At 72.3% G+C, this 20,154-nt stretch carries 15 protein-coding genes and 1 pseudogene; 6 read left to right on the top strand and 10 right to left on the bottom strand.

Annotated features, from left to right (window positions below; translation table 11 throughout):
• Positions 1–68: 68 nt before the first annotated feature.
• On the bottom strand, positions 69–1,058 hold the full coding sequence (locus B2K11_RS00860) for an ABC transporter substrate-binding protein (protein ID WP_163615948.1): 990 nt from the start codon (positions 1,056–1,058) through the stop codon (positions 69–71).
• Between the two features lie 236 nt (positions 1,059–1,294).
• Here B2K11_RS00860 and B2K11_RS00865 point away from each other — a divergent pair, with 236 nt between their 5' ends.
• The 6 genes and pseudogenes from B2K11_RS00865 to B2K11_RS00890 all read left to right on the top strand — a co-directional run bounded on the left by B2K11_RS00865 (position 1,295) and on the right by B2K11_RS00890 (position 8,926).
• Entirely contained in the window at positions 1,295–1,936 is a 642-nt protein-coding gene (locus tag B2K11_RS00865) for a cupin domain-containing protein (RefSeq protein ID WP_163615949.1), read from the top strand.
• A 157-nt stretch (positions 1,937–2,093) separates the two neighbouring features.
• Positions 2,094–3,383, top strand: a pseudogene (gene allB, locus B2K11_RS00870) (allantoinase AllB); the annotation flags it as partial.
• Between the two features lie 144 nt (positions 3,384–3,527).
• The gene (locus tag B2K11_RS00875) at positions 3,528–4,739 is read left to right on the top strand and encodes an acetamidase/formamidase family protein (protein ID WP_163616095.1); all 1,212 of its coding nucleotides are present in this window, start codon (positions 3,528–3,530) and stop codon (positions 4,737–4,739) included.
• The gene (locus tag B2K11_RS00880) at positions 4,732–6,408 is read left to right on the top strand and encodes an AtzH-like domain-containing protein (protein WP_163615950.1); all 1,677 of its coding nucleotides are present in this window, start codon (positions 4,732–4,734) and stop codon (positions 6,406–6,408) included. Before B2K11_RS00875 ends, B2K11_RS00880 begins: the two co-directional genes overlap by 8 nt.
• Positions 6,405–7,631: an alanine--glyoxylate aminotransferase family protein gene (locus tag B2K11_RS00885; protein ID WP_163615951.1), complete on the top strand. Its 1,227-nt coding sequence runs from the start codon at positions 6,405–6,407 to the stop codon at positions 7,629–7,631. The genes B2K11_RS00880 and B2K11_RS00885 overlap by 4 nt, the downstream gene beginning before the upstream one ends.
• A gap of 2 nt (positions 7,632–7,633) precedes the next feature.
• The gene (locus B2K11_RS00890; RefSeq protein WP_163615952.1) at positions 7,634–8,926 is read left to right on the top strand and encodes an allantoate amidohydrolase; all 1,293 of its coding nucleotides are present in this window, start codon (positions 7,634–7,636) and stop codon (positions 8,924–8,926) included.
• A gap of 153 nt (positions 8,927–9,079) precedes the next feature.
• Here the strand turns inward: B2K11_RS00890 and B2K11_RS00895 are convergent, their stop codons facing one another.
• The 9 genes from B2K11_RS00895 to B2K11_RS00935 all read right to left on the bottom strand — a co-directional run bounded on the left by B2K11_RS00895 (position 9,080) and on the right by B2K11_RS00935 (position 20,071).
• A complete protein-coding gene (locus B2K11_RS00895) occupies positions 9,080–9,940 on the bottom strand; it encodes an ABC transporter permease subunit (protein WP_163615953.1) in 861 nt (286 codons plus the stop codon).
• Positions 9,937–10,746 (bottom strand): ABC transporter permease subunit, encoded by an 810-nt coding sequence (locus B2K11_RS00900; protein ID WP_163615954.1) that lies wholly within the window; start codon positions 10,744–10,746, stop codon positions 9,937–9,939. Before B2K11_RS00900 ends, B2K11_RS00895 begins: the two co-directional genes overlap by 4 nt.
• Positions 10,746–11,621, bottom strand: coding sequence for an ABC transporter ATP-binding protein (locus B2K11_RS00905; protein WP_163615955.1), 876 nt, complete (start codon positions 11,619–11,621; stop codon positions 10,746–10,748). Before B2K11_RS00905 ends, B2K11_RS00900 begins: the two co-directional genes overlap by 1 nt.
• A gap of 25 nt (positions 11,622–11,646) precedes the next feature.
• Positions 11,647–12,765 carry an ABC transporter substrate-binding protein gene (locus B2K11_RS00910; RefSeq protein ID WP_163615956.1) on the bottom strand — a complete coding sequence of 373 codons (1,119 nt, stop codon included), beginning with the start codon at positions 12,763–12,765 and terminating at the stop codon, positions 11,647–11,649.
• A 133-nt stretch (positions 12,766–12,898) separates the two neighbouring features.
• Positions 12,899–15,712 carry a molybdopterin cofactor-binding domain-containing protein gene (locus B2K11_RS00915; protein ID WP_163615957.1) on the bottom strand — a complete coding sequence of 938 codons (2,814 nt, stop codon included), beginning with the start codon at positions 15,710–15,712 and terminating at the stop codon, positions 12,899–12,901.
• A complete protein-coding gene (locus tag B2K11_RS00920) occupies positions 15,709–16,548 on the bottom strand; it encodes an FAD binding domain-containing protein (protein ID WP_163615958.1) in 840 nt (279 codons plus the stop codon). Before B2K11_RS00920 ends, B2K11_RS00915 begins: the two co-directional genes overlap by 4 nt.
• Before the next feature lie 158 nt (positions 16,549–16,706).
• A complete protein-coding gene (locus B2K11_RS00925) occupies positions 16,707–17,348 on the bottom strand; it encodes a pyridoxamine 5'-phosphate oxidase family protein (protein WP_163615959.1) in 642 nt (213 codons plus the stop codon).
• A gap of 141 nt (positions 17,349–17,489) precedes the next feature.
• Positions 17,490–18,848 (bottom strand): 8-oxoguanine deaminase, encoded by a 1,359-nt coding sequence (locus B2K11_RS00930; protein WP_163615960.1) that lies wholly within the window; start codon positions 18,846–18,848, stop codon positions 17,490–17,492.
• Entirely contained in the window at positions 18,845–20,071 is a 1,227-nt protein-coding gene (locus B2K11_RS00935; protein ID WP_163615961.1) for an XdhC/CoxI family protein, read from the bottom strand. The genes B2K11_RS00930 and B2K11_RS00935 overlap by 4 nt, the downstream gene beginning before the upstream one ends.
• Positions 20,072–20,154 lie beyond the last annotated feature (83 nt).

Raw genomic sequence — 20,154 nt, forward strand, 5'->3', positions numbered from 1 at the left:
GGTGCGAGTGGTGAAGCGGTGAAGCCCAGGCGGTGGCGGCGCGGGGGGCTCGCCGCCACCGCCTTCCGTCACGGGGCGAACGTCGTGTCGACGATGTCCTCGCCCGTGGGTGCGTCCGTGATGAGGCCGATCTCGGCCATCGCGGACGCGAGCGCCTCGAGCTGGCCGACATACTCGTCGGACAGGTCGGAACGCAGCCAGAAGTTCTCCAGCGCGGAGGCGAAGACGTCCTCGTCGCCGCCGAACTCCTCGACCATGCCCGGCAGCCACTCCTCGATGTTGTCGGCCATGTACTCCGTCGTGGCGGCGTGGGTGTCGACGACCTTCTGCACGAGCTCGGGGTTCTCCTCGATCAGCGCGCCGGTCGTGATGAGGCCGATGTTGACCTTGCCGATGGGGGTCGAGTACGGGTCGACGACCTCGCTGCCGCCGTTCGCCTTCGCGATGGACACGCCGATCTCGACGCCCATGAACGCCGCGATGTCGCCGGCGGCGAAGGCCGATGCCATCTCAGGGACCGGGATGACGGTGAGCGCGAAGTCCTCGGGGGTGAGGCCCGCGTCCTCGATCAGCAGGCGCAGGGCGACCTCCTGCGCAGAGCCCTGGACGATGCCGATCTTCTCGCCGACGAGCTCGTCGAGCGACGACTCGCCGTTGCCGATGAAGCCTGAGCCGCCGTCCGCGGCGCTGGCGACGACCTTGAGGTCGCGGTCCTGCGAGATCGAGGCGATCGTCGGCGTGACGCCCGAGATGGCGAAGTCGATCGATCCCGACACGAGGGCGTCCGACAGCGCCGGCGTGGTGTCGAGCGTGACGACCTCGAACTCGACGCCGTCGACCGCGTGGTCGTTGTAGAGGAAAGGCTGGTAGAAGTGCGGCTGGCCGCGCAGCGTGCCGATCTTGACCGTGACGGTCTCCTCGGTCGACGAGTCGCCGGACGACCCTTCGTCGGCGGACGAGGAGCCGCTGCAGCCGGCGAGGGCGAGCACGGCAGCGGTCGCGAGGGCGGCGCCGGCGGCGAGGCGGCGGGCGAGGGTGCGATGGGAGAGGGGGCGCATGGGTGACACTCCTGGATCGGGCTCCGGCGACGGAGGGGCGGGATGCTGTGTGGGACTGGCCTCATTCAAGGACGCCCGTTCGCGCGGGGCGTGAAGGCCGTGTAACGAGTGTGTTAAGTGATCGCTTAACGATGTCGATCGCCGCGCGACCGCCGGCTCCGCCGTCCCGGCGAGGGCCGCCGGCGTCATACGATGTGGCGCACAGCCCGGCCGGCAGCCGGAGTCAGGAGACGTCGATGGGTGAGGTGCCCACGCAGATTGGACCGCGACTGCGCACGCTCCGCGTCGCCACCGGGCGGTCGCTGTCGTCCGTCGCGCACGAGCTGGGGATCTCGTCGAGTGCGCTCTCACAGATCGAGACCGGGGTCATGCAGCCGTCTGTCAACCGGCTGATCGAGCTCGTGGGCGTGCTCGGGGTGCCGGTGTCGGCGATCTTCGACGACCCCGGCCTGTTCGCCCCGCGACCGCACGATCACGCCGACGTGACGGAGCAGCTCCCGGGGGTGCTCGTCGCGCGCGCCGGCGGGATGTCCCCCGCGGAGCTGGCCGAGGGAGTCACCTATCGCCGGCTCTCGCCGGCGTCGCTGCCCGGAGTCGACTGGTTCGAGTCGACGTATCCGCCCGGTTCGTCGTCGAGCATCGACGGCACGATGCTCGTGCACGCGGGGTACGAGAGCGGATGGGTCGCGCGGGGCGAGCTGACCTTCGAGTTCGCAGATGGGAAGGTGCGGCTGGGTCCCGGAGAGTCGCTCTCGTTCCCGGCGTCGCGTCCGCACCGCGTGATCAACGACACGGCCGAGCCCGCCGTCGCGATCTGGCTCACGCTCACCGGAGCCGGCACCGGCGCAGCCGCCGCGAACGCCGGCGCCGAGGCGTAGTCACGAGGGCGTTACACAGGAGAAACCCGCGCGGCAATATTAAGCAATAGCTTTACGGGATGCGGCATCGCCGCGTCGCGGCATCCGTTCATCGACACCCTCTGGAGATCGCCATGACCTCTCCCGCAACCTCGCAACCGCCGGGGATCGAGACGAGATGACGCCCGGGCGTTCCGTCATCCGTGCCCAGCGCACCTGGATCGCAGGCTCCTTCCGGCCCGCCGCGATCGTCGTCGAGCGGGGTGTCGTCGCAGCCATCGTCGATGTGCGGGCGCACGTGGCCGGCGCACGGACGGTGCTGGTACCCGACGACGCGGTGCTCCTCCCCGGGCTCGTCGACTCGCACGTGCACGTGAACGAACCGGGCCGCACCGAGTGGGAGGGGTTCCGGTCGGCGACGCTCGCGGCCGCAGCGGGGGGCGTCACGACCATCGTCGACATGCCGCTGAACTCGCTGCCGCCCACCACGACACCGGAGGCGCTGGAGGTCAAGCGCGCGGCGGCGGCGCCGTCGGCCTTCATCGACGTCGGCTTCTGGGGCGGCGCCGTGCCCGAGAACCTCGGCGCCCTCGCGCCGCTGCACGAGGCGGGCGTGTTCGGGTTCAAGTGCTTCCTCTCGCCGTCGGGCGTCGACGAGTTCGGCCACCTCGACCGTGCGCAGCTGCTCGCCGCGATGACCGAGATCGCGGCCATCGGCTCGCGGCTGATCGTGCACGCCGAGGACCCGGCGCTGCTGCACGACCATGGCCCGCTCGGCCGCGAGTACGGCGCGTTCCTGGCGTCGCGGCCCGCCGAGAGCGAGGCATCCGCCATCGATGCGGTGATCGACGCGGCCCGCCGCACCGGCGCCCGGGCGCACATCCTGCATCTGAGCGACGCGCACTCGCTGCCCGCGATCCGGGCGGCGAAAGCCGAGGGGGTCGCGCTCACGGTCGAGACGTGCCCGCACTACCTGACGATCGCCGCCGAGGAGATCCCCGAGGGTGCGAGCGAGTTCAAGTGCTGCCCGCCGATCCGCGAGGCCGCGAACCGCGACCTGCTCTGGGAGGGTGTCGTCGACGGGACGATCGATGCCATCGTGAGCGACCACTCGCCCTCGACCGTCGACTTGAAGCGCTCCGGTGACGGCGACTTCGGCCTCGCGTGGGGCGGGATCTCCGGGCTCCAGCTCGGTCTTTCGGCGGTGTGGACCGAGGCTCGGGGCCGCGGCATCCCGCTGGAGACGATCCTGCCGCTCTACACGACCGGCCCCGCCCGCGTCGCGGGCCTGGACGGCGTCGGCGTCATCGAGGTCGGTGCGCCCGCGCACTTGACGGTCTTCGGCGTCGACGACCCGTTCGCGATCGAGGCCGCACGGCTGCTGCACAAGAACCCGATCACCGCATACGACCGGCGGGCGCTCACCGGTCGTATCCGCCGCACCTGGCTGCACGGCGAGTCGGTGTTCGACGTCACGTCGGGCGGCCCCGGCGAGGCGCCGCTGTTCCGCGGTGCGCCGCGCGGCCGGCTGCTGCGGGCGACTGCCGACAGCGACGGCGCCGCCGGCCCGCCGGCCGACGCGCCGGGAGCGAACGGGCAGACGCCGACGCCCCTGACGACGCTGACGGTGCTGCAGCGCGGCGCCGGGCCGATCCCGGGCGATCACTACCTTCCCGCCTCGCCCGACACCGTGCTGTGGGGCCGGCTGCCGTGCGCGACGGATGCCGCGGCGCTGACCATCGCGCCGGGTGACACCGTGACGTTCGACACCGTGAGCCACGAGGGGATCCTCGAAGACCAGGGCAAGGACCCGCGGGCGTTCTTCGCGGCGCACGGCGTGGCGGAGGCATCCGTCCTCGACGATGCGATCGAGATCGCCGCAACCCTGTCGCGCGACCCTGCCGCGGACGGACCGCACGTCGTCACGGGACCGGTCTTCGTCGAGGGCGCCCAGCCCGGCGACCTGCTGAAGATCACGGTGGAGCGGCTCGTCCCCCGCGTGCCGTACGGCGTGATCTCGAACCGTCACGGCAAGGGCGCACTCGTGGGTGAGCTGCCCCGAGGTGCGGCGAACGTGAGCGTCTTCACCCCGGTGGAGGAGCGCGCGTCGGGGCTGGTGGGCCTCCTGCCGGTCACTGAGGGCGGGCAGCGTGTCGTCGAGTTCCCGCTCGCGCCGTTCCTCGGCACGATGGGCGTCGCGGTGGCGGCTGCGGAGCGACCGCACTCGGTTCCGCCGGGCGCGCACGGCGGCAACATCGACATCAACCTGCTCACCGAGGGCGCGGTGCTGTACCTCCCGGTGCAGGTGCCGGGGGCGCTCGCCTACGTCGGCGATCCGCACTTCGCGCAGGGCGACGGCGAAGTGGCGCTCACGGCGCTGGAGGCATCGCTGCGCGCGACGCTGCGCTTCGAGGTGGTGCCGCGCGCCGCCGCACTCGCGGAGTTCGGCGAGGTGACCGGTCCGCTCGCCCGCGCGCGCGGCTATCTCGTGCCCACGGGGCTCGACCCCGACCTGAACATCGCGATGCGCAACTGCGTGCGCGCGGCGCTCTCGCTGCTGCAGGCGCGCTACGGCATGGAGGAGCACCTCGCCTACGCGTACCTCTCGGCGGCGACGGACTTCGACATCTCGCAGGTCGTCGACATCGTGTGCGGGGTGCATGCGCGCATCCGCGAGGCGGACTTCGCGGCGGTGGATCGGGCACGCGGTGGCGCACCGAGAACAGGTGATGTCGCCGGCGCAGGTGTAAAGGCCCCGAATCGTCCTACCCCGGTGAGATCACCTGATCCGGCGACCCGCGAGAACGGAGCGACCGATGACTGAACCCGTCTTCCCGGGCGCCGTCCCGGGTGCCGAGACGGTGCCAGAGGACCTGCTCGCCGCGTTCGAGCGGTACGAGGCCGCGATCATCGCCGACGACGTCGCGGTGCTCGACGAGACGTTCGCGCCCGGCCCCGGCACCCTCCGCGGCGACACCGCGGGCCTTCTCGTGGGGCACGACGCGATCTCGGCCTTCCGCGGCACGCGGGGCGGCGTCGCGCCGCGGTCGATCGAACGCATCGAGCATCGTGAGGTGGGGACGGATGCCGCGCTCTTGGTGTCGGTGTCGCGCTACGCCGGCGGCGGCCGGGGCCTGCAGACGCAGCTCTGGCAGCGCATCGACGGGGCATGGCGCATCACCGCGGCCCACGTCTCGCCGCGCCCGCAGCCGCTGGACCGCACGGTCTGGCGCACGGTCGGCGATCCGCTCTGGCAGGGCGCCTGGGAAGGCGCGCTGGCGGGGCTCACGGTCGCAGTCAAGGACCTCTTCGCGATCAAGGGCTATCGCATCGGCGCCGGCAACCCGGCGTTCCTGGACTCCGCGCGGCCCGAGACCACCACGGCCCCGGCGGTGAGCGATCTGCTGCGCGGCGGGGCATCCGTGCGCGGCATCGCGCGCACCGACGAGTTCGCATACTCGATCGCGGGCGACAACGTCCACTACGGCACGCCCCCGAACGGCGCGCTGCCCGGTGCGCTCCCCGGCGGCTCGTCGAGCGGGCCGGCGACCGCCGTGGCCACAGGCCAGGCCGACATCGGGCTGGCGACCGACACCGCCGGGTCGGTGCGGGTCCCCGCCTCGTACCAGGGGCTGTGGGGCCTTCGCACCACGCACCGGCTCGTGCCGCGCCAAGGCCTCCTTCCGCTCGCGCAGTCGTTCGACACCGTGGGCTGGCTCACGCGCGACGGCGACACGCTGCAGCGCGTCGTGGACTGGTGCCTCAGCTACGACGGACCGTCATCGGCCGCCAGCGAGGGCGCCCAGCCCGACCGGGAGCCGGGCGGGGAGTCCGGCCGCGGACGCTGGGGTGAGTCGGGCACCGACCTGCCCTGGCGATTCGTCGTGCCCGACGAGGCGCTCGCCGCGGCCGAGCCGGCCACGCGCGACGCCGTCGAGTCGCTGCTCGCGCTGCTCGCGGCTGCACCTGACGCTCCGGCCGTGTCACGCGCGCCGATCGGCGACCTCGACGCCTACCTCGTGCCCTTCCGCACCGTGCAGGCCGCCGAGGCCTGGCGCAACAACGGCCAGTGGGTGCGCGAGCACCCGGACGCCGTCGGCCCCGCCGTCGCCGAGCGCCTCGCCGCGGCTGCCGCCGTCACCGCCGAGGACGAGGCATCCGCTCGCGCCCTTCTCGCGCCGCTGCGGGAACGCGTGCGAGATCTGGTGCAGTCGCAGGTGCTGCTGCTGCCGACCGTGCCTGGTGCGGCGCCGGCACGCGGTCAGAGCGGTGAGGGCATCGCCGCGGTGCGCGTGACGACCCTCCGCATGACGACGCCGGCCGCCGTCGCGGGACTGCCCGCGCTGTCGGTGCCGCTCCTCACCGTGCCCTCCGTCCTCGGCCCGGCGCCGGTCGGGCTCTGCCTCATCTCGCGCGAGGGCACCGACATCGCCCTCGTGCGCCTCGCGCGACGCCTCGCCGCGACCGTCTCAGCTTCTGGAGTCACCCCATGACCGACCTTCCCGGCCCGATCGACCCGCCCGCGCGCCTGCTGATGGGCCCGGGGCCGATCTCGGCGTATCCGAGCGTGCTGCATGCGATGTCGGCGCCTCTCGTCGGGCAGTACGACCCGTTCATGACCGCCACGATGACCGAGACGCAGGAGCTCTACCGCGGTGTCTGGGCGACGGGCAACGAGGCGACGCTGCTGATCGACGGCACCTCGCGCGCCGGCATCGAGGCCGCGATCGTGTCGCTCGTGCGCCCGGGAGACCGCGTGCTCGTGCCGGTGTTCGGTCGCTTCGGTCATCTGCTGACTGAGATCGCCGAGCGCGCCATGGCCGAGGTGCACACCATCGAGACCGAGTGGGGGCAGGTCTTCCCCGTGTCGGTCATCGAAGAGGCGATCGTTCGGGTGAAGCCCACGCTCCTCGCGCTCGTGCAGGGCGACACGTCGACCACGATGAACCAGCCGCTCGACGAGGTCGGCGCGATCTGCGCGCGCCACGGCGTGCTGTTCTACACCGATGCGACGGCATCGTTGGGCGGCAACCCGTTCGAGGCCGACGCCTGGGGGCTGGATGCCGCCACCGCCGGTCTGCAGAAGTGCCTCGGCGGTCCGTCGGGGTCGTCGCCCCTCACCCTCTCGGCCCGTGCCGTCGAGGTGGTGCGGTCTCGCACGCGGATCGAGGCGGGCATCCGCGAGGCCGACGACCTCTCGGCGGCCGACTTCGTGCGCTCGAACTACTTCGATCTCGGCATGATCCTCGACTATTGGGGCCCGCGCCGCCTCAACCACCACACTGAGGCGACGTCGATGCTGTACGCCGCCCGCGAGTGCGCGCGCGTGCTGCTGATCGAGGGGCGGGATGCCGTCATCGAACGTCACCGCGTCGCCGGCGCGGCGATGCTGGCAGGCGTTCAGGCGCTGGGCCTCGCGGTGTTCGGCGACCTCGCCCACAAGATGAACAACGTGGTCGCCGTCGAGATCCCGGCCGGGGTGCCGGGGGACGAGGCCCGCAGGGCGATGCTCGAGGACTTCGGCATCGAGATCGGCACGTCGTTCGGGCCCCTCCACGGCCGGGTCTGGCGCATCGGCACGATGGGCTACAACGCCCGCGAGGACGCCGTGCTGACGACGCTCGTCGCCCTCGAGGCGGTGCTGCGGCGGTTCGGCGCGTCGGTGCCGGCCGGTGGCGGGACGGATGCCGCGGCCGACGTCTTCCGGAGCTCGTGACGATGGCCCTGCTCGCGGTCGACCGCGACCGCATCTCCGCGGCCGCGCGTCGGGTGATGGCGCGGTGCGACGAGCTCGCGCGCGTGTCGGCGACGAGCGGCGGAATCGAGCGCGTGTACCTGTCGCCCGAGCACGCGCGCGTGAACCGGCTCGCGGCGGAATGGATGCGCGAGGTCGGCATGGCGACGCGTCAGGACGCCGCGGGCAATCAGCTCGGGCGGATCGCGCCGGCGTCGGGCGAGGTCGACGCGCCCGCGCTGCTGCTGGGCTCGCACCTCGACACCGTGCCCGACGCGGGACGCTTCGACGGGATCGTCGGGGTGCTGATGGCCCTCGAGGTCGCGCGCCTGCTGCGGGCGCCCGGCGACGGGCCGGCGCGCGCCGGCCTGCCGTTCGCGCTCGAGGTGATCGCGTTCTCGGACGAGGAGGGCACCCGCTTCGGCAAGGCTCTCCTCGGCTCGTCGGCCGTCGCGGGGACGTGGAACGACGAGTGGTGGACGCTGACGGATGCCGACGGCACGAGCCTGCGTGAAGCGTTCCTCGAGTTCGGTCTCGACCCCGGCCGCGTGGGCGAGGCGGCACGTCGCCCCGCCGAGCTCGTGGGATACCTCGAGGCCCACATCGAGCAGGGCCCCCAGCTCGACCGGCGCGGCGAGTCACTCGCGGTGGTGTCGTCGATCGCGTCGGCGCGGCGCTTTCAGCTCATCGTCGAGGGCGAGGCGCGCCACGCGGGCGGAACGCCGTACGACATGCGCCGCGACGCGCTGCTCGGCGCGTCGGAGGCGGCGCTCGCCGTCGAGCGCATCTGCCGCGGGGAGCATCACATCATCGGCACGGTCGGTCAGCTCGAGGCGTTCCCGGGGGCGGTCAACGTGGTGCCCGGCGAGGCGCGGCTCTCGCTCGACCTCCGCGGCGAGTTCGACGGCGAGCGCGATCGCGTGTGGCTCTCGATCGAACGCGAGCTCGACGCGATCATGGGCCACCGCGGCCTGCGCTGGCGGGCTCAGGAGGTGCACAGCGCCCCAGCCGTGTTCTGCGCGCCGCTCCTGCAGGACGTCGTGCGCGAAGGCATCCTGTCGACCCTGCCCGGCGGAGCCGGCGACCCTGCCGTCCTCTTCAGCCCCGCCGGCCACGACGGCATGGCCATCGGCGCGATCACCGACGTCGGCATGCTGTTCCTCCGCAACCCCGACGGCATCAGCCACCACCCCGACGAGGCGGTGTCGTCCGGTGACGTCGCGCGCGGCATCCAGGCGCTCGCCGAGGCCGTGCTGCAGCTCGCCGCCGACCGCTGAACCAGGCGCGGCTCGCACGCCTCCGCGAAACCGGGGACTCTCGTCGAACCCCAGGACGTCGCCCTGTGGTTCGGCGGAAATCCCCTGGTTCGCGTTCGCGTTCGCGTTCGCGAAGGGATCGCGTTCGCGTGGTGCCGCGGGCGCCCGGGGCGCTCAGCGTCCGGACGTGGGCATGCCCATGCGGGCCAGCACGACGTTCTCGACGACCTGGACGATGTTGTAGAGCAGCAGCGTCACGATCGTGATGAGCGCCACCGAGGCCCACAGCTCGTCGAAGCGGGCGGACGCGCTGAACTTCTGGATCATGCCGCCGATGCCCTGACCGGTCGACAGCCACTCCGCGAGCAGGGCTCCGGTCACGGCTCCCGGCACCGAGACCCGTGCCGCGGCGAACAGCGACGGCAGGGCTCCCGGAACGTTCACCTTGCGCAGCTGCGTCGCGCGACCGCCGCCGTAGACGTGCACGAGGTCGAGGCTCTCCTTCGATGCCCGGCTGAGGCCGAACATGATCGACGCGAGCGCGGGGAACAGCACGACGATCGAGCCGATGACGGCGACGGATGCCGGAGTCCCGCGTCCGGTGATGAGGATGATGACCGGTGCGATGGCGACGAGCGGCACCGAGCGCAGCAGCAGCGCGAGCGGCATGACGCCCATCTCGACCGAGCGTGACAGCGAGAACGCCAGGGCGAGGACGACGGCGACGAGCATGCCCACCACGAAGCCGATCGCAGCGTCCGCGAGGGTTTGCGTCAGCAGCGGCATCATCTCGGCGCGGTTCACGGCGGCCTCGTCGGACGTGAAGAAGAACTCCCACACGTCGGCGGGGCCTTTGGCGACGTAGGGCGAGATGCCGGTGAGGTTCACCACCGCCCACCACAGGGCGAGCACGATGACGAAGGTGAGCAGGGCGTTCAGCAGCGACCGGCCGACGGCGCGCGAGACGGCGGTGGCGCGAGCGGAGCGCGGCGCGGAGGCGGTCGGAGCCGAAGTGCCGGGAATCGTCGCGGTCATGCGGCCACCGCCTTCCCCGAGACCCAGGGTGTCACCGCTCGGGCGACGAGGCCGACGAGCGCATACCCGACCAGCGCGACGACCGCCGAAAGCAGGAACACCGCCCAGACGCGCGCCGAGTCGAGATCGCCCTGGAGGCGGATGAGGGTGATGCCGACACCACGGTCGGTGCCTCCCATGTACTCGCCGAGGATCGCGCCGAGGAAGGCGGAGGGCACGGCGATCTGCAGCGCGTTGAGGATCGCGGGCGTCGCGGCGATGAGCCGCACCTTGCGCAGCTGCGTGAACCGCGACCCGCCGTACACCCGCACGACATCGAGGCTCGAGCGGTCCGCCGCGCGGAAGCCGAGCAGGGCGCCGACCACCGTGGTGAAGAACACGGCGAGGGCGGCGAGGAAGATCGCCGTCGCACTCGGATCGCCGGCGCGCTTCGCGCCGCCCAGCACCACGATCGCGATGCCGCCGACCGCGACGACCGGCAGGCAGTAGCTGACGACCGCGATCTGCACGACGACGGTCTCGATGCGCGGCAGCAGCAGCACCGTCGCCGCGACCAGCAGCGCGATGCCGTTGCCCCAGGCGTAGCCGATGAGCGCCTCGGTGATCGTCACCTGGAAGACGCTCCAGTACGCGGCCAGCCCGTCCTGCCAGATCGTCTGGAACACGACGAACGGCGACGGCACCGGGGTGAAGGTGGTGCCCGGCGGAGGCTGGAAGACGGTGACCGAGAACAGCCACCAGGCGGCGATCAGGGCGGCCGCGCCGATGATCCCCGCAAGCCAGCCGGGGAGGGAGCGCCCGCGCATCAGGACTCCGCGGCGGCGCGGCCGTCCGCGCCGAAGAGCAGCTCCGACGCGCGGTCGACGAGCAGGTGGAACTCGGGGGAGCGCTGCATGTCGGGCGTGCGGGGATGCGGCAGATCGACCTCGATGATCTCCTTGATGCGGCCGGGACGCGGCGACATCACCGCGACACGATCGGACAGGAAGATCGCCTCCGAGACGCCGTGCGTCACGAGCAGGGTCGTGGCCGGCTTCTCGGTCCAGATGCGCAGCAGCTCGAGATTGAGGTTCTGGCGCGTCATGTCGTCGAGGGCGCCGAACGGCTCGTCGAGCAGGAGCACCGAGGGCTTGAGGGCGAGCGCGCGCGCGATCGACACGCGCTGACGCATGCCTCCCGACAGCTGCGCCGGCTTGGCCTTCTCGAAGCCGGTGAGGCCGACCAGGGCGATGAGCTCGTCGATGTAGGCCTTGTCGGCCCGACGGCCGGCGATCTCGAAGACCAGCCGGATGTTCGCCGTGACGCTGCGCCACGGCAGCAGCGCGTGGTCCTGGAAGGCGATGCCCAGTTCGCTGTCGCGGCGCAGCTGCGCCGGTGTCTTGCCGTCGACGAACACCTCGCCGGTGGTGGGCGTCTCGAGGTCGGCGAGGATGCGGAGGATGGTCGACTTGCCGCAGCCGGAGGGCCCGAGCAGCGCCAGGAACGACCCCTGGTCGGTGTGCAGGTGGGTGTCCTGCAGGGCGGTCACGCTCTGCCCTCGACCCGTCTGGAACGTCTTGCTGAGTCCGTCGATGCGGATGCCGGTGCCCGGGGCGGGCGCCGCCGGCGAGGTCTCCCCCGCCGACGGCGCCACGGCCGCGGCATCCGTCGCCCTGGCGCTGTTCAGGTGCGTGTCGGTCATGATGATTGCCGCCCGGTCTCGGGGACTACGGCAGGTAGTCCTTGAGCTCGGGGTTCTCCTCGTAGATCTCGTCGATGATCGTCGTGTCGAACAGGTCCTCGACCGAGACGTCCCAGCCCGCGGCGGCGAGCGAGGCGATGGTCTGCTCCTTGAGTTCGTCCGAGATCGTGAAGAGGCCGTTCGCCTCGGTCTCCTCGGTCGAGATCAGCAGCTTCTCGGCCTCGAGCCCCTTGGCGGTCTTGACCGGGTCGAGGGCGCCGAACACGGCTTCCAGGCCGTCCTCCGACTCGGACGCCGCCTCGTTGTAGTACGTCTCGATGAGCGAGACCGTGTCGTCGGTCGACTCGAGGAAGACGTCGGTCCAGCCCTTGATCTCGGCGATCAGGAACGCCTTGAGCAGGTCCTCGTTCTCGGCGAGGAACTGGTCGGTGACGCTGAACGCCTCGGCGACGTACGGCACCCCGTTCTCGGCGTACGAGAGGTTGGTGACCTCGTAGCCGGCGAGCTCGACCGTGAGGGCCTCGTTCGTCAGGTACGCCATGAAGCCGTCGACCTCGCCGTTCATCAGCGGGGTCGGGTCGAAGTCCACCGGCACGACGGTGACGTCGGCCGGGTCGATGTCGTTCGCGTTCAGGAGGGCGGCGAACACCGAGGCGTTCGAGTCCTGGACGCCGATGGTCTTGCCGACGAGGTCCTCGGGCGTGGTGATGTTGCCGCCGTCGGCCAGCGAGAGGATCGTGAAGGGGTTCTTCTGGAAGGTGGTGCCGATGATCTTCAGCGGCGCCTCCTCCTCGGCGATCGCCGCGCCGATCGAGGCCGCGTCGCTGAGGGCGACCTGGACGCTGCCCGAGAGGAGCTTGGCGACGCCGGTGTCGGGTCCGGAGATGCCGATCACCTCGTCGAAGCCGGCCTCGTCGTAGTAGCCGTTCTCGTAGGCGTAGAACTCTCCCGCGAACTCCTCGTTCTTGATCCAGGAGTACTGGACGCTGATCTCGCCGTACGACGCCTCCTCTTCGCCGCCGCCGCTCGCGCCGGGTGCTGAGCCCCCGGATGCGCAGCCTGCGAGGACGAGAGCGGAGGTGACGAATGCGGCCGCGGCGGCCGCGAAGCGGCCGGGCCGCCTCAGGTTGCTGTGTCGTGCCATCGGGCGTGGCTCCCCTTCTGATGCGATGTGATCTGAGCGACGCTATGACCTCGACGTTTCGCCTCGTGCGCCCCGGTGTTTCCGGGGTGTGACGAGGTGCTCAGGGCGCAGAATCGGCACCGCGGGGAGCCCCTCAGCGGCGCACGGATGCCTCGACCGGGACGGATGCCTCATCCGTCGCACTGTCCTGCAGAAGGCGCCACACCCGCTCGCGCGTGAACGGCTGGTGGTATGGGCGCCGGCCCACTGCGCGCGCGATCGCGTTGCCCACGGCCGCTGCGACCGGGTTGTAGGGGGACTCGCTCATCGACTTCGCGCCGAACGGGCCGACCGAGTCGTGCGTCTCGGCCAGGAGCACCTCGGTCGTCGGGACGTCGGCGAACTGCGGCACGCGGTACAACCGGAAGGCGGGGTTCGCTACGGCTCCCGCGTCGTCGATCAGCACCTCTTCGTAGAGCGCGCTGCCGAGTCCCTGTGCGGCACCGCCCTCGATCTGCCCGCGGCACTGCGCCGGGTTCATCACGAACCCCGCGTCGGCGGACTGCACCGACTGCAGCACCCTGACGGTGCCGGTCTCGGGGTCGACGGCCACGCGAACGGCGTGGACGTTGAACGAGAGGCTCCGCTCGTCGCCGTGTTCGCTCCCGGTGCCGACGATGCCCTCCGCCGTCCGGTGCGAGGCCGCGGCGGCTCGCACGAGCTGGGTGTACGAGACGAGGCGATCGCCGGCCTGCACCCCGCCGGGACCCAGGCGCACGGCATCCGTCCCGGTGATCCGGCGTGCGGCCTCGAGCATGCGCGCCTTCAGCTGCCGGCACGCGGCGGTCAGCGCCTTGCCCGCACCGGTGACCCCGGACGAGGCGAAGGCACCGGTGTCGTGAAGGACGAGATCGGTGTCGGCGCCGCGCAGCACGATCCGCTCCGGCGTCGCCTCGAGCACGGTCGCCGCGATCTGGCGCATCACGGTGCTCGTGCCGTTGCCGAACTCGGCGGTGCCGACCGCCAGGGCGATCGTGCCGTCGGTGCGGAGCGTCGCCGACGTGTGCGCGTGGTGGCCGCCCGGAGCCATCGCGGCGATGAACGACAGCGCCATGCCCTCGCCGACGAGCCAGCCGTCGGGGGCTGCGACACCGTTGCCGCGCCGCAGCGCGCCCTGCGCCAGGTCGAGGCACTGGTCGAGACCGTAGCTGCCCCACACCAGGTCTTCGTCGTGCTCGTCGTGCACGGTGAGGAGCGCGTCGCCCGCCCGCACCGCGTTGAGGCGCCGCAGGTCGAACGGATCCATGCCGAGGCGCTCGGCGAGCAGGTCGAGCGCCGACTCGACGCCGAGGATCACCTGTCCGAGTCCGTAGCCGCGGAACGCTCCCGACGGCACGTTGTTCGTGTAGACGACCTCGGCGTCCACGCGCTTGACCGGGCAGCGGTAGACGTTGATCGATTCGGCGCAGCCGTGGAACATCACGCCGATGCCGTGGTTGCCGTAGGCGCCGGTGTCGCTCAGCACCTCGAGCCTGATCGCCGTGAGCACGCCCTCCGCCGTGGCACCGAGGGTCACGCCGACCCGGAACGGATGCCGCACCGAGGTGCGACGGAACTCGTCGGCGCGCGTGAACTCGTAGGCCACCGGGCGCCCCGTGCGCAGCACCGCGAGGGCGACGAGGTCTTCGGCGAACATCTCCTGCTTGCCGCCGAAGCCACCGCCCACCCGCGCCGCATGCACGCGGATGCGCTCACGGGGCAGCTCGAACAGCCGCGCCAGCTCGTCGCGCACGAGGAACGGCACCTGTGTGCTCGAGCGGATGACGAGCCGGCCATCCTCGTCGAGGCGGCCGACAGCGCCGTGCGTCTCGAGCTGCGCGTGCGAGACCCGGCTCGTCTGCCAGGTGCCGGTGACGGTGACGGCGCTCGCCGCGAGGGCGGCGTCCACATCGCCGCCGATGCCGTCATGAAGCGTGGCCAGGACGTTGCGGGATGCCTCGGCCACGCGATCCTCGGCGGTCAGGCCGGGGTGCAGCACCGGTGCGCCGGGGCGTCGGGCCTCGTCGGCGTCGAAGACGGCCTCGAGCACGTCGTACTCGACGGCGATCAGACGGCAGGCCTCGTCGGCTGACTCGGCCGTCTCTGCGACCACAGCGGCCACCCGCTGCCCGACGAAGCGCACGACGTCGTCGAGGATGCGGGTGTCGTCGGGATCGTCCTCGCGGTGCTCGTGCCGCGCGGTGGAGAACCGCCGCGCCGTGACGTTCTGGTGCGTGAAGACGGCGACCACCCCGGGCAGGGCCCGCGCCGCCGTCGCGTCGATCGAGACGATGCGCGCGTGCGGGTGCGGCGACCCGACGACACGGAGCACGAGGGCGTCGGTGGTGTCGGTGTCGAAGGTGAAGGGCTCGAGGCCCTGCACGATGCGCCGGCCGGGCTCGGGCCGCACCGACTGCCCGACGTGCCCTTCGACGGGCTCAGGGACCGGAGGTGCGGCTTCCGGAGATGTCGAAGCGACGCCGGTCTCGCGCACGGGGCCGAGCACCGCCGCGTGGATCGCGTCGCGGATCGGGCGGTATCCCGTGCACCGGCACAGGTTGCCCTTCATGCGCCGGTCGAGGTCGGGCAGGTCGTCCGTGCTCAGCGTGGAGGCGGTCACGGCCATGCCCGGGGTGCAGAACCCGCACTGGAACCCGAAGTGCTCGACGAGCGCCTCCTGCACGGGGTGCAGGTCGTCACCGGGTGCGAGCCCCGCCGCCGTCGTGACCGAGGCGCCCTCGACGCGCACCGCCGGGATGATGCACGAGTGCACCGGCACGCCGTCGAGGATCACGCCGCACGCGCCGCAGTCCCCGGCGTCGCAGCCCTTCTTCACCTCGTGATGGCCGGTCTCGCGCAGCAGGGTCCGCAGGCACTGCCCAGCGCGGGGCTCGGCCTCGAGCGGCTCCCCGTTGACCTCGAGCCTCATGCCGCCGCCTCCTCGGCGGCGAGCTCGCCGCGGATCCGCTCGGCCAGCACGACGCTCACCGCTCGCCGCCAGTCGGCGACTCCCAGCGAGTCGCTGTAATACCCCGGAGCGCCTTCGATGACCTCGGCGAGGATCGCCGCATCGGGCACCTGCGGAAATCGGAACACGACGGGGCGCTCTGTCGCCGCGGTCACGGCGACCACGCATTCGCCGTCGACGTCGACGCGCCCGGTCACCACAGCGCCCGATCGCCCGTGCTCGGCGAGGGCGATCTTGCGCAGCAGCACGCGCGACCGCATCGCGTGCTCGGGCAGGTCCACGGCGCGCAGCACCTCCCCGCGACGCAGCGAGTTCTCGCCGTTGGCCGTGATGAGATCGGCGACGGGAAGCGTGTACTTCCCGCCCCCGGCGGTCCACACCTCGGCGGTAGCGTCGAGGGCCACGGCGAGCGAGATCATCGCGCCGGCGGCGAACGAGCGGCACACGTTGCCGCCCACCGTCGCCGTGTTCCAGATCTTGAACGACGCGAGCAGCGCGTTCGCCGCGTCGGGGATGACGGATGCCGCGGCCCACGCCGGCGGCACATCCGGCCCGCTCCGGCCCTCGGCCCAGGCGACGAGCTGGGCGATCGTGCATGTCGCTCCGATGCGGAGGCCCTCGCCGGTGAGCTCGAGGGCGGGCCAGCCCATGGTCGTGAGGTCGACGAACCCTGTCGTGCGCGGCTGCGGCTCGCTCATGAGCCAGGTGCCCCCCGCGAGGAACGTCTCGCCCGTGGCAAGGAGCAGATCCTCCCGCGCGCGCGCCGGGCGGTACGAGGTGACCGAGGTGATGTCCACGCGTGCGTCCTTCCGCTGCAACTGCCGGCGTCCCACCGGTCGAGGCGGTGGGCCGCTGGTCCGCCAGTCAAGCAACGCGCGGTTTCGACGGTGTTTCGCTCGATTGCCGGCGCGCGGCGATTCGTCGGTGACGGGTGGCGGCTGGGTGCGAGGACGCCTCAGTCGCCGTGCTCGGCGCCGGCATCGCCCGCGCGCGCGTCGGTGGTGGCGCGTGGACCCTGGTGCGGGATCGGCTGCGGCGGCTCGCCGCGGGACCGATGCGGTGGCTCCGGTGGGTCATCCGCTCGCACGCGTCCCTCGAAGGGGATCAGGCGGTCGGCGCGGCCGGGGCGCTTTGGGAAGCGCCTGCCCGTCACGGCGCTCGCGGTGATCTTGATCGCGAACAACTTCGGCGTCGGGTTCCAGGACTCCAGCCCGCGCACGCCGCTGCGGCGGAGCTCGTCATCACTCGTGACGCGCGCGGCCCTGCCGCGGACGACGACGCTCCAGCGGGCGTCCGCCGTCTCGCCGTCCACCTCGAACGCGACCAGCGGATGCTGTGCGATGTGCAGGAGCTTCGCGTCGCGGGCGGTCCGCACGAAGAGCGAGCCCTCGTGGGTGGTGAAGTTCACGGGGAAGACGTCGGGCGCCCCGTCGGCGTGGATCACCGCGAGCCGGCCCAGGTGCGCCTCCTGCAGCAGCGTCCAGCATTCCGACGTCTCGAGGCGCTCCACCTGTGCGGCCGCGCGCGGACCGGATCCTTCTCCGGCGGATGCCGCGGCCGCTGCCGCGTCGCCTTCCGCCGGCCGGGATGCATCCATGGCTGCCTCCTCTTCCTCCCTCGGTCATACCCCCGACCGGCGTGATTGGGAAGGGCCTGCGGCGCGACGGACGCCCGGCGCGGCATCCGTCGCACTCCTTCCGCGCGCCGCCGAAGGGGTCGCGCGGCAGGAGACCGTCGGTCAGAGACGCTCCGCGAGGGTGACGGATGCCGCCGCCACGTCCCGTGCCAGCCGTCCCTCGTCCACGGTGATCAGCGTCGCGTCCTCGACGACGGTGCGGCCTCCGACATAGAGGCGCTTGAGCGGCGGCAGCGCCCCGAGGCCGAGGGCCGCCACCGGATCGAGGATGCCGGCGTGCTCGATGCGGTCGACCTGCCACACGGCGATGTCGGCGAGCTTGCCGGGCTCCAGCGAGCCGATCTCGTGCTGTCGGCCCAGCACCCGGGCGCCGCCCATCGTGGCGATGCGCAGCCCGTCGCGGACGCTCATCGACTCCGAGCCGGTGCGGAGGCGGTTCATCAGCACGGATTCGCGGATCTCGATGCCGAGCTGCCCCGACTCGTTCGAGGCGGAGCCGTCGACTCCGAGCCCGACCGGGACGCCGGCGTCGAGCAGCGCCCGCACCGGCGCGATGCCGGCGGCCAGCCGCGCATTCGACGACGGGCAATGCGCGACGCCGGTGCCGGTCGCGGCGTAGCGCTCGATCGCGGGGGCGTCGAGGTGCACACCGTGCGCCATCCACACGTCGTCGCCTAGCCACCCGAGCTCTTCGAGGTACTGCGTCGGGGTCCGGCCGAAGTGCTCGGCGCAGTACGCGTCCTCCTCGACCGTCTCGGAGGCGTGCGTGTGCAGCCGCACGCCGAGCGACCGCGCCAGCACCGCCGCCTCCCGCAGCAGGTCGGCCGTCACCGAGAACGGCGAACAGGGGGCGATCGCGATGCGCACCATCGCGTCGAACGAGGGGTCGTGGTAGTGCTCGACCGCTTCCTGCGACGCCTGCAGGGCGGCATCCGTCGTCTCGACCGCGAAGTCGGGCGGCAGCCCGCCCTGCGACTGCCCCAGGTCCATCGACCCGCGTGTCGCGTGCAGCCGCACGCCGATGGTCGACGCCGACTCGACGAGCGCGCCCACGATGTCGCCCGAACCGCGGGGGAAGACGTAGTGGTGATCGCCGACCGTGGTGCAGCCCGATCGCGCGAGCACCGCCATCCCGCCGGCGGCGCCCACGCCTGTGAGGCCCGCGTCGATGCGGGCCCACAGCGGGTACAGCGCCGTGAGCCAGTCGAACAGGATCGAGTCCTGCGCGTACCCGCGTGTCAGCCACTGGTACAGGTGGTGGTGGGTGTTGATGAGCCCCGGCGTCACCAGGCACCCGCGCGCGTCGACGATGTCGGCGTCCTCGCGCCAGCGCTCGTCCGCACGGCCGGGGCCGACCGTGACGATGCGGCCGTCCTCGATGACGACGTGCCCGCCGGCGTGCTCGGTGCCGACGGCATCGACGGTGACGACGTGCGCGTTCTCGATGAGCGTGCGGGTCATGAGGCTCCTGCAGCGAGACGGATGCCGCAGCCCGAGGTATCGCGTGCGGCAGGGGACTGCGGCGCAAGGGCCGTCGAGCTCGTGGCATCCGAGGCGGCCTCGCGTGAGGGTGCATCGCCTGAGGGTGTCTGGCCTGAGTGCGGCGCAGCGGCAGCGGGTCTCCGGTGGAGAGGCCCGGAGCGCGCGCTCAGCGGGACGCCGGATCCGCCGTGGCGTGTCGCGACGATCTCGGCGAGCACCGAGATCGCGGTCTCGTCGGGACTGGCGCCGCCGAGGTCGAGGCCGAGCGGCGACCGTACCCGTGCGATGTCGGCCGCCGTGACTCCGGCCTCGCGCAGCAGTGCGGTGCGGTGCGCCACCGTGCCGCGGGCGCCCATCGCGCCGACGAACCCGACCGGGAGGGCCAGGGCTGCGGCGAGGGCCGGAACGTCGAGCCGCTCGTCATGCGTCAGCACGCAGACGGCCGTCCGGTCGTCCACGACGGAGGCATCGAGCCCGGCGAGGAGCTCGTGCGGGAGTCCGACGATCAGCTCGACCGCGCCAGGGAAGCGCTCGCGCGTCACCAGCGTCTCCCACACATCGCACACGGTCACCGCGAAGCCGGCGGCCGCTGCCACGCGGCACAGCGCCGCCGCGTGCTCGCCGGCGCCGACGACGATGAGACGCGGTGCCGGGGCGTGCGACAGCACGAGGACGTCGTGGCCGTCGAGCGCGCCGGAGAGCACGACGGTCTCGCGGTGGCGGATGGCGGCGTCGAGCGCCCCGTCGCCGGCTTCCGACCGCCCCACGAACGCAGCACGGAGTGCGTCCTCGTCCAGCATGGTGCCCGCGGACCGCCCGCCGAGCGCGAGGCCCACCGTGACACCGTGGCCCGAGGCCGCGGCCTCGAGCGCGTCGATGACCGCCGGCTCGGGGCGCACGGCGTACGCCGCGACATCCACGCTCCCGCCGCAGGCGAGCCCGGCGGCATGGGCGGCGTCGTCCGAGAACCCGAGACGTGCGGTCCGCGGCGCTCCGTCGACGCGGGCGCCGTGCGCGAGCAGGATCGCGTCGCCCTCGACGCACCCGCCCGAGATCGATCCGATCACGCGCCCGTCCGCCGTCACCGCCATGGTGGCGCCGGCGCCGCGGGGCGCGCTTCTGGCCACCCGGGTGACCGTCACCGCCGCGACGACGTCGCCGTTCCGCAGCAGCGGCAGCAGTTCGCGGGCGCGTTCGAGCATGCCCACACGCTAGGCCCGATGTGTTTCGTTCGCACTACGCTCAGGAGACGCCGCCTGGCACCGCCGCGGCATCCCATCCGGAG

This window comes from Microbacterium sp. B35-30 (genome assembly GCF_010634855.1).
In the GTDB taxonomy this organism is placed as follows: domain Bacteria; phylum Actinomycetota; class Actinomycetes; order Actinomycetales; family Microbacteriaceae; genus Microbacterium.

Bases quoted from the DNA above. Each gene is read 5' to 3' on its own strand.
- B2K11_RS00860 (WP_163615948.1), bottom strand. From the start codon at position 1,058: ATGCGCCCCCTCTCCCATCGCACCCTCGCCCGCCGCCTCGCCGCCGGC.
- B2K11_RS00865 (WP_163615949.1), top strand. From the start codon at position 1,295: ATGGGTGAGGTGCCCACGCAGATTGGACCGCGACTGCGCACGCTCCGC.
- B2K11_RS00880 (WP_163615950.1), top strand. From the start codon at position 4,732: ATGACTGAACCCGTCTTCCCGGGCGCCGTCCCGGGTGCCGAGACGGTG.
- B2K11_RS00885 (WP_163615951.1), top strand. From the start codon at position 6,405: ATGACCGACCTTCCCGGCCCGATCGACCCGCCCGCGCGCCTGCTGATG.
- B2K11_RS00890 (WP_163615952.1), top strand. From the start codon at position 7,634: ATGGCCCTGCTCGCGGTCGACCGCGACCGCATCTCCGCGGCCGCGCGT.
- B2K11_RS00895 (WP_163615953.1), bottom strand. From the start codon at position 9,940: ATGACCGCGACGATTCCCGGCACTTCGGCTCCGACCGCCTCCGCGCCG.
- B2K11_RS00900 (WP_163615954.1), bottom strand. From the start codon at position 10,746: ATGCGCGGGCGCTCCCTCCCCGGCTGGCTTGCGGGGATCATCGGCGCG.
- B2K11_RS00905 (WP_163615955.1), bottom strand. From the start codon at position 11,621: ATGACCGACACGCACCTGAACAGCGCCAGGGCGACGGATGCCGCGGCC.
- B2K11_RS00910 (WP_163615956.1), bottom strand. From the start codon at position 12,765: ATGGCACGACACAGCAACCTGAGGCGGCCCGGCCGCTTCGCGGCCGCC.
- B2K11_RS00915 (WP_163615957.1), bottom strand. From the start codon at position 15,712: ATGAGGCTCGAGGTCAACGGGGAGCCGCTCGAGGCCGAGCCCCGCGCT.
- B2K11_RS00925 (WP_163615959.1), bottom strand. From the start codon at position 17,348: ATGGATGCATCCCGGCCGGCGGAAGGCGACGCGGCAGCGGCCGCGGCA.
- B2K11_RS00930 (WP_163615960.1), bottom strand. From the start codon at position 18,848: ATGACCCGCACGCTCATCGAGAACGCGCACGTCGTCACCGTCGATGCC.
- B2K11_RS00935 (WP_163615961.1), bottom strand. From the start codon at position 20,071: ATGCTCGAACGCGCCCGCGAACTGCTGCCGCTGCTGCGGAACGGCGAC.